The 17212-nt window shown below is 70.9% G+C and carries 14 protein-coding genes; 5 read left to right on the top strand and 9 right to left on the bottom strand.

Annotated features, from left to right (window positions below; all coding sequences use genetic code 11):
- Positions 1–31 precede the first annotated feature (31 nt).
- On the bottom strand, positions 32–1600 hold the full coding sequence (locus OHB41_RS21415; protein ID WP_266699838.1) for a sodium:solute symporter family protein: 1569 nt from the start codon (positions 1598–1600) through the stop codon (positions 32–34).
- A 373-nt stretch (positions 1601–1973) separates the two neighbouring features.
- Complete coding sequence (locus tag OHB41_RS21410; RefSeq protein WP_266699837.1) at positions 1974–2759, bottom strand: SDR family oxidoreductase; 786 nt, start codon at positions 2757–2759, stop codon at positions 1974–1976.
- A gap of 148 nt (positions 2760–2907) precedes the next feature.
- Between OHB41_RS21410 and OHB41_RS21405 the strand changes: the two genes are divergently transcribed.
- Positions 2908–3747: a hypothetical protein gene (locus tag OHB41_RS21405; RefSeq protein WP_266699836.1), complete on the top strand. Its 840-nt coding sequence runs from the start codon at positions 2908–2910 to the stop codon at positions 3745–3747.
- 129 nt (positions 3748–3876) lie between these two features.
- Here the strand turns inward: OHB41_RS21405 and OHB41_RS21400 are convergent, their stop codons facing one another.
- The 3 genes from OHB41_RS21400 to OHB41_RS21390 form a co-directional block, all read right to left on the bottom strand.
- Positions 3877–4086: a DUF397 domain-containing protein gene (locus OHB41_RS21400; RefSeq protein ID WP_148008907.1), complete on the bottom strand. Its 210-nt coding sequence runs from the start codon at positions 4084–4086 to the stop codon at positions 3877–3879.
- A gap of 249 nt (positions 4087–4335) precedes the next feature.
- Positions 4336–5193 carry a type II toxin-antitoxin system RelB family anti-toxin gene (relB, locus tag OHB41_RS21395; RefSeq protein ID WP_266699835.1) on the bottom strand — a complete coding sequence of 286 codons (858 nt, stop codon included), beginning with the start codon at positions 5191–5193 and terminating at the stop codon, positions 4336–4338.
- A gap of 432 nt (positions 5194–5625) precedes the next feature.
- Positions 5626–6381: a GOLPH3/VPS74 family protein gene (locus OHB41_RS21390; RefSeq protein ID WP_266699834.1), complete on the bottom strand. Its 756-nt coding sequence runs from the start codon at positions 6379–6381 to the stop codon at positions 5626–5628.
- 231 nt (positions 6382–6612) lie between these two features.
- On the opposite strand from OHB41_RS21390, the gene OHB41_RS21385 reads away from it, so the two are divergent.
- Both OHB41_RS21385 and OHB41_RS21380 read left to right on the top strand, forming a co-directional pair.
- A complete protein-coding gene (locus OHB41_RS21385; protein WP_266699833.1) occupies positions 6613–9324 on the top strand; it encodes a D-alanyl-D-alanine carboxypeptidase family protein in 2712 nt (903 codons plus the stop codon).
- Between the two features lie 236 nt (positions 9325–9560).
- Positions 9561–11444 carry a DUF8823 domain-containing protein gene (locus OHB41_RS21380; protein ID WP_266699832.1) on the top strand — a complete coding sequence of 628 codons (1884 nt, stop codon included), beginning with the start codon at positions 9561–9563 and terminating at the stop codon, positions 11442–11444.
- Between the two features lie 276 nt (positions 11445–11720).
- On the opposite strand, the gene OHB41_RS21375 is transcribed toward OHB41_RS21380, so the two are convergent.
- The 3 genes from OHB41_RS21375 to OHB41_RS21365 all read right to left on the bottom strand — a co-directional run bounded on the left by OHB41_RS21375 (position 11721) and on the right by OHB41_RS21365 (position 14257).
- On the bottom strand, positions 11721–12569 hold the full coding sequence (locus tag OHB41_RS21375; RefSeq protein ID WP_526024945.1) for a MerR family transcriptional regulator: 849 nt from the start codon (positions 12567–12569) through the stop codon (positions 11721–11723).
- A 187-nt stretch (positions 12570–12756) separates the two neighbouring features.
- Positions 12757–13254, bottom strand: coding sequence for a glutathione peroxidase (locus tag OHB41_RS21370; protein ID WP_266699830.1), 498 nt, complete (start codon positions 13252–13254; stop codon positions 12757–12759).
- A 37-nt stretch (positions 13255–13291) separates the two neighbouring features.
- A complete protein-coding gene (locus OHB41_RS21365) occupies positions 13292–14257 on the bottom strand; it encodes an ArsR/SmtB family transcription factor (RefSeq protein WP_266699829.1) in 966 nt (321 codons plus the stop codon).
- Between the two features lie 314 nt (positions 14258–14571).
- On the opposite strand from OHB41_RS21365, the gene OHB41_RS21360 reads away from it, so the two are divergent.
- Both OHB41_RS21360 and OHB41_RS21355 read left to right on the top strand, forming a co-directional pair.
- Positions 14572–15831 carry an MFS transporter gene (locus OHB41_RS21360; protein WP_266699828.1) on the top strand — a complete coding sequence of 420 codons (1260 nt, stop codon included), beginning with the start codon at positions 14572–14574 and terminating at the stop codon, positions 15829–15831.
- Between the two features lie 152 nt (positions 15832–15983).
- Complete coding sequence (locus OHB41_RS21355) at positions 15984–16721, top strand: rhomboid family intramembrane serine protease (protein ID WP_266699827.1); 738 nt, start codon at positions 15984–15986, stop codon at positions 16719–16721.
- A 100-nt stretch (positions 16722–16821) separates the two neighbouring features.
- Here OHB41_RS21355 and OHB41_RS21350 read toward each other — a convergent pair whose 3' ends face one another.
- The gene (locus OHB41_RS21350; protein ID WP_266699826.1) at positions 16822–17028 is read right to left on the bottom strand and encodes a hypothetical protein; all 207 of its coding nucleotides are present in this window, start codon (positions 17026–17028) and stop codon (positions 16822–16824) included.
- Positions 17029–17212 lie beyond the last annotated feature (184 nt).

Genomic DNA, 17212 nt, shown 5'->3' with positions numbered 1-17212 from the left:
CGCGTGCGCGGGCGCCGGAAGGGCGTTGCCCTCAGACGCCCGACGGGCTGGCCGACGCACCGTCCGCCTGGGCCGGGATCGCCGCCGAGGCCGCCCCGTCCCCGTCGTCGTCCGTGTTGATCTTCTCGATGATCGCGTCCCGCTCCGGTGTGTCCTCGGGCTTGATCAGGCCGATGAGGATGTACAGGACGAGGGAGATGACCATCGGGAGGGAGACCTGGTACTCGAGCTTCACGTCCGTGCGCTGCGAGAAGTCCAGGTGGTAGTTGACGAAGAAGAACGCGAGCAGCCCGCAGGCCCAGCTGGTGAGGGCCGCCGTCGGTCCGGACTTCCGGAACTGCCGCAGCAGTCCCAGGATGAACGGGATCGCGATCGGACCCATCAGACCGGCCACCCACTTGATGACCACCGTGATGATGTCCTTGAAGGTGGGCGAGTTGACCTGCGTGGCCACCGCCATCGACAGGCCGAGGAACGCGACGGTCGTGACGCGTCCGGCGATCAGCCCGGCCCGGGTGTCCCAGGTCCGCGCGGCCTTGGACAGGACCGGCACGACGTCCCGGGTGAACACGGCGGCGATGGCGTTGGCGTCCGAGGAGCACATGGCCATCGTGTGCGAGAAGAAGCCGACGACGACCAGGCCCAACAGCCCGTGCGGAAGCAGCTGTTCGGTCATCAGGCCGTAGGCGTCGGAACCGTCCGGCTTCTTCGCCGTGACGAGCAGCGGCGACAGCCACATGGGGATGAAGAGGATCACCGGCCAGACGAACCACAGTCCCGCGGAGAGGAAGGCCGACTTCGTGGCCTGCTTCGCGCTGCCCGTCGCCATGTAGCGCTGGGCCTGGTTCCACATGCCGCCGTTGTACTCGAAGAGCTTGATGAAGAGGTACGCGATGAAGAAGACGGTCAGATAGGGACCCGCGAAGCCGTTCGCGTGACCGTGCAGCTTCGGTGAGTCCAGCGCCTTGGACAGGCCGCCCTGGTCGGAGATCTTGTTCAGCGCGATGATCAGCATCGAGAGCCCGGCCAGCAACTGGATGACGAACTGGCCGAGTTCGGTGAGCGCGTCGGCCCACAGTCCGCCGATCGTGCAGTACACGGCCGTGATGCCGCCGGTGATCAGGATGCCCTGGGTGAGCGTGACCCCGGTGAAGACGCTCAGCAGGGTGGCGATGGCCGCCCACTTCGCGCCGACGTCCACGATCTTCAGCAGGATGCCGGACCAGGCGAGTGCCTGCTGGGTCGAGACGTTGTAGCGGTCCTTGAGATATTCGAGCGGTGAGGCCACGTGCAGCCGGGACCGCAGGCGGTTGAGCCGGGGCGCGAAGAGCTTGGCGCCGAGCAGCACGCCGATGGCGATGGGCAGGGCCCAGGTGACGTACGACGTGATGCCGTAGGTGTACGCGATGCCGGCGTACCCGGTGAACATCACCGCGCTGTAGCCCGACATGTGGTGCGAGATGCCGGACAGCCACCACGGCATCTTGCCGCCCGCGGTGAAGAAGTCGCTGACGTCGTCCACACGCTTGTGGGACCAGAAGCCGATCGCGGTCATGACGCCGAAGTACGCGACCAGGACGGCCCAGTCGAGACCGTTCATGTGCCCCCTCCAGGGGTCCGCCTTGTGAACCTGCAGATACCGGACGGCACTTCGCCAGTACGCATGGGTTCCCCCTGCTCGGGCGGAGCCGAACGAGGGAGGGCGGCGCCCCCGTGCGGGAGCGGGGACTTCGGGGATTGAACCGCCGTTCGGAGGGGGCGGTCAAGACCCTTCGCGGTCACAGATATGAACGCAGATCAGAAAGCAGAACGATTTTGCCTCTACTTTACCCACCGGGCTGTTGTCGTGTCCGTGACGCGGACCACACCATGAGCGGGCACTTCGCCAGCACATCGACAGGACGACCTAGGTGACACGGGCGTACGGGATGCGGGTCCCGTACGGCTGGGAAGGGACGGCGGGACTGGTACGGCTACCGCATGATCTCGCCGGCGTTCACGAGCAGGGACTGCCCGGTGACCGCCCGCGCCCGGTCGGAGGCCAGGAACACCGCGGCGTCCGCGACATCCCCGTCCGTGGCCAGCTCGGGCAGGGCCATCCGTTCGGTGAGCCGCTTCAGGACGTCCGCCTCCGGTACGCCCTCGGTGTACGCGGTGAACTGGACGTACGCCTCCACCGGCGGCCCCCACATCCAGCCCGGCAGCACGGTGTTGACCCGGATCCGGTGCGGACCGAGCTCCCGCGCCATGGAGTACATCGCGCTCGTCAGCGCGCCCTTCGAGGTCGCGTACGCCGCCTGCCGCACCTGTGACGGGGCGGCCACCGACGACTGCGTCCCGATGATGACGACCGAGCCGCCGCACACCTTCAGCGCGGGCAGACAGGCACGGGTCATCCGCAGGGTGCCCAGCAGGTTCACGTCGATGACCGACTGCCAGGTCGCGAAATCCGCGTCCTGGAGGCCGCCGAAGTAGCTGTCCCAGGCGGCGACATGGACGATCGCGTCGATCCGGCCGAACCGCTCCGTCGCCAGCGCGGCCAGCGCCTCGCACTGCGCCTCGTCCGTGATGTCCGTCGCCCGGTACGCGGTGTGCGCGCCGTCCGGGTCGAGGTCGGCCGCGGACTTGGCCAGATTGGCCTCCGTGCGCGCCCCCAGCACGGCGTTCCCCCCGTCGCGTACGACCGCCGCCGCGACCTGATGGCCGAGACCGGCGCCGACCCCCGAAACGACCACGGTCTTGCCCGCGAGCAGTGACATCGCAGTCTCCCCTCCCTCTTGCGGCTCGGTCCGCCTCCGGGCCGGCCCGCCCCTCCGGTCCACGTGCCGCGGGGCGCCGTGGCTCTGGCGCTTTGCCTGACGGAGCGTCAGAGTATGGGCGACCGGCGGAGGAAGGAAGGGGAGCGACGTGAGTGAGGACACCCGCAGCGAGGTGTACGCGGAACTGGCCGCCCTCGGCCCGTACGGAGTCCGTCCGGGCCACGCGCTGATCACCATGGTCGAGCCGCACCCGGGCCACGAGTACGCGTACAACCGCTGGTACGAGGACGACCACTACTACGCCGGGGCGATGGCCATGCCCTGGATGTACGCGGGCCGCCGCTGGGTCGCCACCCGTGACCTCCAACTCCTGCGCCGGCCGGAGAAGTCGGCGATCGCCCAGCCCGTCACCGCCGGGTGCTACCTCTCGACGTACTGGGTCACCGAGGGCCGCTACGGCGACCACATGAGGTGGACCGTCGGGATCAACAAACGGCTGAATCGCGACGGCCGGGTGTACCGGGACCGGACACATGTCTTCACGGCCTTCCAGGACCACGAGGCGACGGTGTACAGGGACGGCGCCGCGGGGCCCCGCGACTTCCACGCCCTCGACCACCCCTACGCCGGGCTGGTCCTGGAGGTGATCGACGCCGAAGGGCCGGAGCAGCGGGCCGAGTTGCTGGAGTGGCTGCGCTCCCGCCACCTCCCCGGGCGGCTCGCGCACTCCCCGGCCGCCCTGGTCACGGTCTTCCGCCCCACCCCGCTCCCCGGCGACCGCATGACGTACGTGAAACAGGTCGAGGGCGTCGGCACACGGCTGACCCTGCTGTGGTTCCTGGAGACGGATCCGCGGGAGTGCTGGGACGGGTACTTCGCCGGGCGGGAGGCGGAGGTGGCCGAAGGCGGCCTGGGAAAGGTCGAGTTGGTGGCGCCGTTCGTTCCCACGGTGCCGGGGACGGACCGGTACGTGGACCGCCTGCGCTGAACCGGGGGAGCTGCCGGGAAAGGGCCGAGCCCCCTCGGCCGGGACGGCGGGCCAGTCGAGAGGGCTCTGTCTGTGATGCGTATGCGGTTGGTCGGTGCAGTTGTGGGTGTCGGCGAAGATGTCGATGCATCAGGCGAGGTCGAAAGCCCCCCGGCTCACCTCTGCCACGAAGGCGTTCCACGAGTTCGCGGGGAACGCCAGCGTGGGGCCCTCGGGGACCTTGGAGTCCCGGACGGCCATCGCCGCGAGAACCGGGGACTTGACCTCGACACAAGCGCCGTTGCCGGTCGAGTACGAGGATTTGGTCCACGTGTCCGTGGCGCCTTGCTGGATTGCCATGATTGCTCCGATAGCCAGTCGTCGAGTTGCTGTCACCGCACCGCGGATTCGCTACGGAACCGCGGTGCGGTTTACGCCAACGTTGTTGCTTGATGGCGTGATCGACGCTACTCGCCAACATCGGCGGGCGAAGCGACTATTCACTCGACCGGGTGGCATATTCCAGTGGGGTCTTCCGCCCCGTAGTAGGGGGAGTGTAGGGTGCCCCACTTCTCCATCAGGGGTGTGCTCGGAGCACAGGAGCACGCCTCAGCGCGCGTACTCCTTGGCGATGTCCGCGATGAGCTGCCGCGACTGCTCCACGTTCAGCGCCTGCGCCCGCAGATGCTCGTACATCACGCTGTACTTCTGGACGTCGTTCGCCTTCTCCAGGTACAGGTCGCTGGTGACACCCTCGATGTAGACGACGCTGGAGTCGGCCGCGTCGGGGAACTCCAGGATCGCGTACTGGCCGTTGAGGCCCGGGTGCGCGCCCATCTCGAAGGGGATCACCTGCACCGTGACGTGCGGCAACTGGGACTGCTCCACCAGGTGCTCCAGCTGGTCGCGCATGAGGGAGCGGTTCCCGACGACCCGGCGCAGCGCGGACTCGTCGAGGACGGTCCACAGGCGCAGCGGGTTGTCCGGGGCGGAGATACGTTCCTGTCGGCGCAGACGTACCTGGACGCGTTTGTCGATGTCCGCGGGCGCGGTCTCGGGCAGCGCGCCCGCGATGAGTGCCTCGGCGTACGGCCGGGTCTGCAGCAGGCCCGGGACGACCTGGGGGTCGTACACGCGCAGGCTCGCCGCGTCGGTCTCGAGGCCGATGTAGACGCTGTACGGAATGTCGCCGAAGGAGTGCCACCAGCCCTGCTGGCGCGAGTCCTTGGCCATCTGCATCAGCGAGTCGACGATCCGGTGGTCCTCGACCTCGTAGACCCCGCACAGGTCGCGGACGTCGCGCTGACTGATGCTGCGCCGCCCGTTCTCCAGCCGGCTGATCTTCGACTGCGAGACCAGCAGACGCTCGGCGACCTCTTCGGCCGTCATGCCCTTGAGCTCACGGAGCCGGCGCAGCTCCTGGCCCAGCCGGCGCCGCCGGACGGTGGGATTGACACTTGACGCCACGGGACGTGCACCTCCGGCTGCGGGCCTCTACTTTGCGTATCTGCTGTTGAGCAGATTGCCACCAAGGTGCTTTCTACCGCTGGGAAACCGCGGATATGCGCTGGGTACGGGCCAGTTCGGGGACGCGGCGCGTACCGGGGTGCCTCCCGGGCACCCGCGCCTTCCGTCGGCGCATACCGCGCGCATATGCGCGCCACCCCGGAATGCGGCCGCGCGGGGCGGCGGAGCCGTGTCGTCGTCCGGACGTACGGCCCACCGCCCCGCGCGAGCCAGCGGCTCCCGAACCGGATCCTGGGGACTGCGGTGCGGCGCTGGGTGATGCTGGGGTGGTGCCGGCGGTGCTGGGTACTGCGTGTGGTGCGTGCGCCGTGCGAACGCGGCGCGGCCGGTGCGTACTACGGTGCCCGCTGGTGCGTGCCGAGGGACTGCGGCTCAGTGGACCACGGCGCGCGCCATGGAACCGTGGCGCGGTTGCATCGGAACCCCACGGGCGGGTTCCGGTGCGGACCTGACTCCGGCGGTGGCCGGACGGCCTGCCGGTGCCGGGCTGCGGCGCGGCTGTGCGGCCACACCGTTCTGAACGTCCATGACCGCGTGGGCCACGAGGCCGCCCATGGGGTCGTGTCTGATCAGGTCCCGCAGCCGGGAGCGGGACGAGCGTCCCTCATTACCCGGATACAGGTGCTTGCCGAGACCGACCGCATGGGCCAGCGCGGCGAGCGCCGCGGTCCGCGGGTCCGGCGGTACGCCGGTGCGGATCGCGCTGTCCAGCCGGGACCTGATCTCCCGGCTGATCTCCGTGTCCGTCGCTTGGTAGCGAGTCGTCGGAAGCACCCCGCACATCTGGCCGGCCACGGCATGCACCATGCCGCACCTCTCCAGATGCGAGAGGTAGGTCTGGCGAAGTCCCAGTCGGGGCCCGCCAATCCAGTTGACCGCGCGTACGGGTGCTCCGCGTCGGCGAAGCAGTTCCAACGCACAGTCCAGTGTTGGATCTCCAGTCGGCCGTGGTGCCACCACGGCGATACGATCCCCGTCTGGGGCTATCCGTCCGGCCAGCGCCAGCTCTACTAGCTGTGCTCCGGCCAGACCGAGGTCGAGCGACTGCGGCTGTGCGGTGGTACCCGTGGTCGGGTCCAACGCCAGCAGCAGAAGCTCCTCCGGAAGTGTTCTGCGGCTCCTGCCCATCCATGCCTCCCCGCGTGGATGAATGACAGGGTGACCCCTCTCACAATGGTCTGTCGAGAGTGCGTGACCGGTTCGTAGTGGAACCGGCAGGTATGTCGTTCTCGTCTACCGCAGGGGTTAAGCCCGCACACAGGACACTGGTACATGGTTCGGACAGCGATGTCCGGGCAGCGGGTCAAGGGTTTCATGGGTCGTTGGGCGCCCGGTGGGTGGCGCACGGAGGAGGCATCGGTGGCGGGCGAGTCCCCCGACAGGTCGAAGCAGCACGAGTCGTCGGCGTCGTCGGCAGAAGCGACGTCGGGGACCCCCGCCGCGGTTCCGGGGCCGGTCCGGTCCGCCGCGGCCGCGTCGGCGGACCCCCGGCTGGCGGTGGCCCGCGAGCGGGCCGCCACCGTGCGGGTGGATCAGGCCACGGCGGTGTTCTCGACGCGGGCCCTGGCGGAAGGTTCCGCCGGAACCGGGGAGAAGGTTTCCGCGGGGTCCGGGGAGAAGGCCTCCGGCGGGTCCGAGGAGGAGAGTTCCGGCGGGTCCGGCGAGAAGGGTTCCGGCGGGGACGCCCGGCTGCGGGCCGCGGTGGCCGCGTGGGTGTCGGGCGCGGACGAGGAGGAGCCGAAGGTTCCGCAGGAGGCCGGGAGCGGGGCTGCGGGCGCCGAGGAGGCGGAGGAGTCCACCTCGGCCACGAAGGGCGCGGAGACGGCTGCGGAGGACTCGGGGACGGCCGCTGAGGACGCGGAGGCGGGGGCCGGAGCCGAGGAGCACGCCGACGCGGCGGCCGGGAACGCCGGAGATGCCGGGGATGCCGGCGACGCGACTGACGGAGCGTCGGCTGAGGAGTCCGCGGACGACAACGATGCCGATGCCGCTGCCGATGCCGAGGGCGAGGGCGAGGGCGATCGTGCGGTGGCCGACGGAGCCGAGGCGGACACGGATGTGGACGCCGGCGCCGGGCCGAAGAAGGACGCCGAGCCCGCGGCCGCCGGCGAAGTGAAGGCCGCGGCCGGGACGAAGACCGCCGACGCCGAAACCGAGACCGAAACCGAAACCGAGGCCGACTCCGGGTCCGGTGACGACTCCCGTTCCGATGGCGGCCCGGTCGAGGACGGCAAGTTCGGCTCCAGGTCGGACGTGGAGCCGAGCCCGAAGGATGCCCCGAAGGACTCGTCCAAGGACTCGCGGGACGACTCCGAGGACCCGAAGGACGCCGGGGGATCGGCGACGCCCTCGGGCTCCGTGCCCTCGGAGTCCCCCGTCGACCAGCCCACCGCCGTCTTCAAGGCACCGCGGCGCCCGGCCGTGGACCAGCCCACCACCATGCTCAAGCTGGGCGACGCGAGGCCTGGCGCGAAGGCGGACGCGAAGGCGGCCACGGACAAGCCCGTCGCCGAGTCCGCCGCCAGATCCACCGGAACGCCGACGGACAAGCCCGTGTCGAAGCCGGGATCGAAGCCCGAGCCGAAGACCGGAGCGAAGCCCGAGGGCGAGCCGAAGCCGAAGTCGAAGACCGAGGCCGAGGCCGAACGCACCAGCAAATTCGTCGCCCTCAGGCCCCTGGACGAACCGGCACCGGCGAAGCCGCGGGTGACCCCCGCCGACGCCACCACCGCGATGCCCCAGGTCGGCCCCGAGCGCACCACCCAGCAGCCGCTTCCGCCGAAGCCGCCGCTCGACCTGCTCGCCGAGCTGACGAACACGCCGCCGCCTCCGCAGACTCCGGTGCGCACACTGGTGCGCCGCGTCAAGATCTGGACCCCGCTGGTCCTGCTGCTCGTGGTGATCTTCGCGATCGCGCAGGCCGTACGTCCCCTGCCGAGCGCGTCTCTCGGGCTCACCGCCAACGCCACGTACACCTTCGAGGGCGGCGCCCTCGACCTGCCCTGGCCGGGCCGGGGACAGTCGGCCATAGAGGTCGAGGGCGTCGGCAGCCTCGGCACGGACGGCAAGCAGGCACCCGCCCCCATCGCGAGCGTCGCCAAGATCATGACGGCGTACGTGATCCTCCAGGAGCACCCTCTGAAGGGGAACGAGGGAGGCGAGAAGATCACCGTCGACCAGCAGGCCGAGGACGAGTCGAAGCTGCCGGACGAGTCGACGGCCGCCATGTCGAAGGGGCAGCAGTTCACGGAGCGCGAGATGCTCCAGATGCTGATGATCCCGTCCGGCAACAACGCGGCGCGGCTGCTCGCCCGTTGGGACTCCGACAGCAAGTCCTTCGTCGCCAAGATGAACGCCGCCGCCAAGAAGCTCGGCATGACGAACTCGACGTACACGGACCCGAGCGGTCTCCAGAAGACGACGGTGAGCACCGCGACCGACCAGCTCAAGCTGGCCAAGGAGGTCATGCAGAACGACGTGTTCCGCGGCATCGTCGGGATGGCCAGCGCCCAGATCCCCGGCCTCGACAGCAAGATCTACAACAACAACGACCTGCTGGTGAAGCAGGTCGGTGTGATCGGCCTGAAGACCGGCTCGTCGACCCCCGCCGGCGGCAACCTGGTGTGGGCCGCCACCAAGACGGTGAACGGCAAGCAGCAGACGATCTACGGCGCGGTCCTCGGCCAGAACGCCGGGACCGGCAAGGTCTGGGACAGCCTCCAGCTCGCCCTCACCAACAGCCAGAAGCTGATCGACAAGGTCCAGAGGGGCCTGACCTCCGCCACGGTGGTGAAGAAGGGCGACGTCGTCGGGTACGTGGACGACCAGCTCGGCGGCCGGACCCCGGTCGTCGCCACCAAGAACATGACGGCGGTCGGCTGGCCCGGTCTGAAGACGAAGCTATCGATCGGTGAGGGCGGACAGGCGGTCCCGCACACGGGCAAGGCGGGCGAGACCGTCGGGGTGCTGACGGTCGGCGACGGTACGAGCGACGCCGTCAAGATCCCCGTCGCGCTCCAGAAGGACCTCGCCGAACCGGGCTTCGGCGCCAAGCTGACCCGCGTGAGCTGAGCGGATGTTCCTGCGGGGCGTGCTCACGGCGGTGCGTCACCGTGCGCCGCGAGCGTGCCCCGGAACACCACCTGAACGCGCGGTGAGCGCAGCGCGAACGTGCCGCACCCCGTCGGGGGCGCCCCACCCGGGCGCTCCCCGGCGGGGTGCGTGCTAGCGTCGCGAGATCGGGGCAGGTCGCGGGCCGCGGGTCCCGGGGCGAGCGCGAGGAAAACGGGACACAGGAGTGCCTTGCAGTGGCGACAGCGGAGCCGACACACGCCGACGACGCCGATCCGGGCCCCGGAGCGGGTTCGCGAATACGGCTACCCGCACGTCCCGCCGACTCCGACGGACCGAACGGCGCTGATGGACCGAACGGTGTCGACGGACCGAACAGCGTCGACGAGGAGCCCGGGACCCGTGCCGCCCGCCTGAAGGGCTTCCTGGACCGGCACCCCGTCGCAGTCGTCACCGTGCTGGCCGGGCTGCTCCACCTCGCGTGGTTCTTCTCGTTCGCGAACAGCGGCGGGGATCTCGCGGCGCAGGACGCCTGGGCGGAGTTCGTCGGACGGCATCCGGACTCCGCGTACAACCTCGCCTGGTACGGCGGTATGCACCCGGTGTCGTACAGCGTGGTGTCGCCGTATCTGATGTCCGTGCTCGGCGTCCGGACCACCATGATGATCGCGGGGACGCTCTCCGCCGGGCTGCTGACGATGATCCTGATCCGCAGCCGTGCCGTGCGCAAGCCGCTGTGGCCCGCGTTCGCGGGGGTCTTCGCGCTGCTGTGCAACGCGGCGTCGGGCCGCGTCACGTACGGCCTGGGCATGGTGTTCGCGCTCGCCGCGGCCGCCGTCGTCTTCTGCTGGCCCTACCGCTGGCGCCACAAACGCTGGGCGAAGGCCCTGTGCGCGGCGCCCCTCGCCGCGCTCGCCACCGCCGCGTCACCCGTGGCCGGGCTGTTCGTGGGCCTGGTCGCGGCGGCCCTCTTCCTCCAGAAGCGGCGCCCGGGGGCGTACGCGCTCGGGATCGCGCCGACACTCGTGGTGGCCGCCTCGGCCTGGCTGTTCCCGTTCTCCGGGACCCAGCCGATGTCCGTGGGCTCGGCCTCGCTGCCGCTGATCTACTCCGTGCTGGTCTTCGCGCTCGTGCCCAAGGAGTGGAAGACGGTACGGATCACGTCGGCGGTGTACGGCCTCGGTGTCCTCCTCGTCTGGCTGATCAGCTCGCAGATCGGCTCCAACATCACCCGGCTGGCGATGCTGTTCGCCGGGGTGGCGCTGCTGGCGGCCCTTCCCTTCACCGTGCCGAGGACGCGCAAGTGGTACGTCACCCTCATCGCCTTCGTCGGATTCACCGGGTGGATCGGTTTCAAGTCCGTCGACGACATCGTGCACACGACACCGGCGGCGTCGTGGGCGCGGGAGCTCGCCCCGCTCGTGAACCAGCTCCAGGTCGTCGGTGCCGAGAAGGGCCGCGTCGAGGTCGTCCCGGCCCGCTCCCACCGCGAGGCGTCCGCGCTCGCGCCGTACGTGAACCTCGCCCGCGGCTGGAACCGGCAGGCCGACATGGAGCGCAACCCGCTCTTCTACGACGACACGCTCAACTCGGCGAATTACCACGAGTGGCTCCAGCGCTGGGCCGTCCACTACGTGGTGCTGCCCAAGGGGGAGCCGGACGGCAACGGCGGTGAACGCGAACGTCAGCTGGTCCAGCGCGGCATGCCCTATCTCCGGCAGATCTGGGGCGACGCGAACTGGCAGCTCTTCGCCGTGACCGATCCGACGCCGCTCGCCGACCCGCCGGCCGTCGTCGACCGTGCCGAGCAGGGCGAGCTGACCATCGAGGTGAAGAAGGCCGGCCGCGTTCTCATCCGCGTGCCGTACTCGCCGTGGCTGGGCCTCGTCGACGCCGGGGGCAAGAGCGTGAAGCCGCCGCAGGAGACGGAGAAGTCCAAGCACCGGGCCGGGGGCGCCCCGAAGACGTACGACAACCTCAACGGCTGCCTGATGGAGACCCAGGAGAACGCCTCCGGCGACAAATGGACGGAACTCCTGGCGCCGGGCCCCGGCACGTATCGCCTGGCGGCGCCCTATCAGCTCCCCAGGGGCACCCCGTGCCCGGAGGAACTCCGCTGACCCCTGGGGGCTCCGCCCCCAGACCCCCGTTCGGCCCGGACGGCCTCGTCCTCAAGCGCCGGACGGGCTGGAGATGCGGGCCCGCGCCGAAAGGGTGCTGGAAGGCCGACGCCCGGGGTCGCGTATTTCCGACGCCCGGGGTCATGTCTTTCAGCCCGTCCGGCGTCTGAGGACGAGCCCTTCGGGCGAGGCGGGGGTCCGGGGGCGGAGCCCCCAGGTACGGGAGAGGTCGGGTAGGGGCGGCGGGGCCGAGGAATTCCGCCCGCCCCCGGAGGGTCACGTCACCGGAAACGCCACATCGCACACCGCGTCCTCCGGCCCCGCCGCATCCCAGTCCCCGAAGTACACCTCCCGACAGGGCCCGTCGACCGAGAGCCCCCGCTCCCGAACCCACGCCTCCACCGCCTCGAACGCCGCCACGATCTGCGGATGAGCCACCTGCGCCTTGGCGATCCGCGCATACGCCAACCGCCGCGCCGGTTCGACCCGCACCCCCACCCCGGAACCCCGCCCCCACCGCTCGGCCCAGACCCGCGCGGCGTCCCCGTCGGCGACGGGCACGCACGACTCGGCAGGCCCGTCGCTCTCCATGCTGACCTCGGCGTAGTAGACGACGAAGGGCGCCCCGGTCGTCCCCCCGCACTCCCGCGCCCCCTCCTCCAGCCGCCCGAGCGAGGCGGGGATCCACACCGGCAGCTCATCCGCGAGCGTGTGCCGCGTCTCCGTCAGCACCACCCGCTCCGGTACGTCCACTGTCTCGACCACGAACTTCCCGTACATCTCGGAGCTCCTTCCCGACAGCCGTCCACGGAGGTACTCGGCGAGCGTCCGCTGCGATGCGAACCGCGACTCGGCCTCCGCCCAGTACGCGGCGAGCAGAGCGGCACCGTCGGTCCCGTCGGCCTCCACCACCTCCGCGATCCGCGCGAGCGGCATGTTGAGCCGGCGCAGTAGCGCGACCAAACGGGCGCGTTCGACCTGGTCGGCGCGGTAGTAGCGGTAGCCGCTGAGCTCGTCGACGTATGCCGGAGCGAGCAGTCCGAGCCGGTCGTACAGCCGAAGTGCCTTCGGCGAGAGCCGCGCGCGGGCGGCGAACGCGCCGATCGTGAGCAGTTCCTGATGCACGAGCCCATCCTCCGTCACCGGGCGAGGCCCGCCCGGTGACGAGGAACAGTGGTCCCTGCCCCAGGGGCAAGGTCAAACCCCGCGGAACGGATACGGAACCGGAACCGGAATCGAAAGCGGAGTCGAAAGCCGCACGGCACCGGCACCGGCCCCGGCACCGAAAGCGAGACCCGAGCCGAGCCGCGAACTACGCGAGCGACTTCTCCACCGCCGCCACGACCTCCACCGACTCCGGCTCGACCTGCGGCGAGAACCGCGCCACCACATCCCCAGCCGGCCCGATCAGGAACTTCTCGAAGTTCCAGCGGATGTCACCGGTGTGGCCCTCACCGTCGGCACTGTCCACCAGCCGCTGGTACAGCTCGTGCCGCGCGTCCCCGTTCACCTCGACCTTCTCGGTCATCGGGAAGGTCACCCCGTACGTCGCGGAGCAGAACTCGGCGATCTCCTCGGAGGTACCGGGCTCCTGCCCCATGAACTGGTTGCAGGGCACACCGAGCACGGTGAAGCCCTGGGCGGCGTACCGCTCCTGCAGCCGCTCGAGGCCCGCGTACTGCGGGGTCAGCCCGCACTTGGAGGCCACGTTCACGATGAGCACGGTCTTGCCGCGGTACTGCCCGAGATCCGCGGAGCCGCCCTGCAGAGAATCGATCCGGACGTCGAACACAGAGTTGTCAGTAGTCATGACCGGATGCTAACTCCGCCCGGTACGGCCACCGGACTCAGCCGCCCTGAGCCTTCACGAGCACCTCGCCGGCGGCCGTACGGGAGTACAGCACCGACCGCCCGGCCCGCCGCCGCTGGATCAGCCGGGCGTCCAGCAGCACCCTCAGATGCCGGCCGACCGAACCCAGCCCCTGCCCGGTCAGCGCCACCAGCTGGGTCGTGCTCAGCGGAGAGCCGAGGAGGACGAGGACACCGGCGCGGGCGGGACCGAGCAGCGCGCCCAGGCTCGCCGGCACGGCCTCGGGTCCGGCGTGGGCGAGCGCCCCGACGCACGGGTAGACCACCGCGTACCGGTGCGGCTCCTCCCACGACACCCAGCCGTGACTCTGCGGTGTGACGGGTACGAAGTACAGCTCGGCACCCGAGATCTCGCGCGGCGGATACTCGTGAGGGTTGACCTGCAGCCGGTTGTCGCCGAGCCAGCGCATTCCGGGCCGCAGCGCGTCCAGGGCGGCCGCCCAGCCACCCTGGCTGAGCTGTGCGCTGCGGGCGACGACGTCGGCCTCCAGAACGCGCCGACGCCGGGCCCAGTAGGGGCGTACGGTCTCGGTCCAGACGTCGGTGAGGAGATCCGCGGCACGCTCCGGCAGATCGTCGCGGTGCAGGGCGTCGGGGAGCGGCCCGCGCAGAGCGACGGCGAGGTGGGCGCGGGCGTCCGCGGCCGGCACCTCCCTGACCCGTGCGACCTCCTCCTCGAAGCCGGCCTCGCCCCGTGGCGTGGGCGTCAGGAAGTCCGCGATCCACTCCCGGCCGAGCCCGGACCGGATGAGCAGCGCGGTGACCGGATCCTCGGCAAGCCGACGGCGGTACGCGGGCAGATGGGCGTCGAGCCAGGCCCGTTCGCCGGGGTGCGCGGCCGTGCCCGACTGCAGCACCTTCAGGCTGGCGAAGGTCTCGGCGAGCGGCGAGAGCACGAAACGGCTGCCGGCGAGGGTGTCGGCATTGACCTGCCACCACCCCATGTCCGCACCCTGTCCCTTCCGCCGCAACCGTCCCGGCGTCCGCTCCGGCCCCGGGCGTTTCCTGTCCCCGGCGTTTCCTGTCCCTGGGCCTGTCCCCGGGCATGTTCCCGTCCCGGACCTGTCCCTCCGGGCCTGCTCCTGCCCATGCGGCCGCCCCCGCACCCCTCCGGTTCCGCATACCTGCTGGTCCCCGGACGTGCCGGCGGGCCGTCCAGCTCGGCGACCCTCCTCGCCGGGCCGCCCCGTACTCCCCTTGCTTTCGCCACCCCGCGAAACAATACCGACAGCCTCGTACCCCGCCCGAGACTGCGCGCATGCGCAGCTACTCCGACCTCTTCCGCACCCCGGAGTTCACCCCCCTCTTCCTGACGTCCGCGCTCCAGGGAGCGGCCTCGACGGTGGGCGGCCTGGCCCTGGGCACCCTGGTCTACCGGGCGACGGACTCGCCCCTGCTCTCCGCCCTGAGCATGTTCGGGCCGTCCCTGGCCCAGGTGCTCGGCGCGACCACGCTCCTGTCCGCGGCGGACCGGCTGCCGCCGCGCGCGACGACGACGGGCATCGCCCTCGCCTTCGCGTTCGGTACGGCGGCGGTGGCGCTGCCGGGCCTCCCGGTGGCCGCGATCTTCGGCATCCTCTTCGCGCTCGGCCTGATCGCCTCCCTGGGCGGCGGAGTCCGCTGGGGCCTGCTGAACGAGATCCTCCCCAGGGACGGCTATCTGCTGGGCCGCTCCGTCTTCAACATGATGAGCGGGATCACCCAGGTCACGGGGTACGCGGCAGGCGGCGTCCTGGTGGCCGCCGTGTCCCCCCGCGTCGGACTCCTGACGGCGGCGGCGCTGTACCTGGCGGCGGCGGCCGGCACCCGCCTCGGCCTGACGCGCCGCGCGCCCCGTGCCTCCGGCCGCCCGTCGGTCGCCCGGACCTGGCGCACGAACGCCCTCCTGTGGTCGTACGGTCCCCGCCGCACCGTCTATCTGCTCCTCTGGATCCCCAACGGTCTGATCGTCGGCTGCGAGTCCCTCTTCGTCTCGTACGCCCCCGAGCACGCGGGTGTCCTCTTCGCCTCGGCGGCCTTCGGCATGCTGGTGGGCGACGTGACCACCGGCCGTCTCCTCGCACCGCGCGTCCGGGCACGGCTGGGTGTCCCGTTCCTCGTGCTCCTGGCCGCGCCGTACCTCCTCTTCGCCCTCCACCCGGGCATCGCGGTCTCCGCGGCCTGCGCGGCCGTCGCCTCCATCGGCTTCGGGTCGAGCCTGATCCAGCAGGAACGGCTGATGGCGCTGACACCCGAGGAACTCGGCGGCCACGCCCTCGGGCTGCACTCCTCCGGGATGCTGACCCTGCAGGGCGCGAGCGCGGCCCTGGCGGGCTCGGTCGCCCAACTGACCTCGCCCGGCGCGGCGATGACGGTGATGGCGACGGCGTCGATCGCCGTGACGGCGGCGGTCACGCTGTCGGGAGCGGGAGCGGGAGCGGGAGCGGGAGCGGGGTCGGGGTCGGGGTCGGGCGACCGGGGGAGCGTCGCCGGAGCCGCGCCGGAGTCGACGCCGCACCAGGCGAAGCCCCTTCCGTAGGAGCGCGGACCAGGACCAGCCCGTACCCCGCGGCCCCGCACCCCTCCCCCCCCCCGTACTCCGCACCCCGCCTCCCCCTGGGCGGTCCCGCCGGGACTTCGTAGAGTTCGCGGTGACGCGGATACGGATCCGCCGGGGGAGGGGAACGCGCCATGGGCGGCAGACCGGATCAGGAGCGGGCGGGCGGAGGGCCGGTCGACCCCGAGCAGATGGTCGCGGAGGCGCGCAAGGCGTTCTTCGTCATGTTCGCGTTCCTGGTGGTCGTCTGGCTGGTGCAGTTGGCCAACTCGGCGGACCACTACGCCCTTTCACGGGACTACGGGGTTGTCCCGGGCGACCTCGGGGCGTTGCCCGACATCCTCAGCGCTCCCTTCCTCCACTGGAGTTGGGCACACATCGAGAGCAACTCCGGGCCCCTGTTCGTGTTCGGGTTCCTCGCGGCGTACCGAGGTGTCGTCCGCTTCCTCGGGCTGAGCCTGCTCGTTGCGGTGACCAGCGGACTCATGGTGTGGTTCTTCGAACGGGGCGGCGTCGACACGGTGGGCGCCAGCGGCCTGATCTTCGGGTACTTCGGCTACGTCGTGGTCCGCGGGATCTTCGACCGGCACCTGATCGACACGCTGATCGGCATCGTCATGGCGGCCTCCTTCGCCTACCTGCTCACCGTTGCCGTACCCGGGACACCCGGGGTGAGCTGGCTCGGCCACCTCGGGGGTCTGGTCGGCGGTCTGCTCGGAGCCTGGCTCTTCCGGGACCGGCGCCCACGGTCCCTCCCGCCCGCCCGCTCAGGTGGCGCCACCGGGGGAACCTCCCGCCGCGCCCCGCGGACGGCGGCCGACAACCCTCGTGCGGACCTGCACAAGGAACTCGGCGACCTCGGCCTCCTCTAGCCCGGACCGGCTGCCCCGGCCGCCGCCGCAACGCCGGGACAGGCGCGTCCGGCTCCACTCCCTGGTCGCGGCGACGGCCGGCGCGGTGGAGTCGGCGCGCTCATTTCTGCGTCCCGGGTGGCTGGGTGACGACGATCCGCCAGACCACCGAAGGGGCAGCTGAGAACTTCCATGCCAGTTCGCGCATATGGGCGTGCGGAACTTCGGCGGTGAACACGCCGGTGCCGTCCCCGCACCGAGACCCGGCGAGGGGCTTCCCGGCGGCGGTGATGTCGAACTCGGAGGGGCCGGCGCAGGTCCACGCCACCGTGACGGATGAGGCTCTCCCGGCTGACGCGGGAAGGGTGACACCGCCCGCACCGTGACCCGACCGCGTGTACAGGATTTTCGACCCCACAGGGATCGGGGAGCGCACCGGGTCGGGAAGGCGGTCCGGGCTCTTCGGAGTCTGCACCGGAGAAGGAGTCGCGCCGGCGGTCGCACCGGCGGTC

The sequence above is a fragment of the Streptomyces sp. NBC_01571 genome (genome assembly GCF_026339875.1).
Classification (GTDB): domain Bacteria; phylum Actinomycetota; class Actinomycetes; order Streptomycetales; family Streptomycetaceae; genus Streptomyces.
The sequence above is the reverse complement of the archived record's forward strand: the minus strand, read 5'-3'. Positions and strand labels throughout refer to the sequence as shown.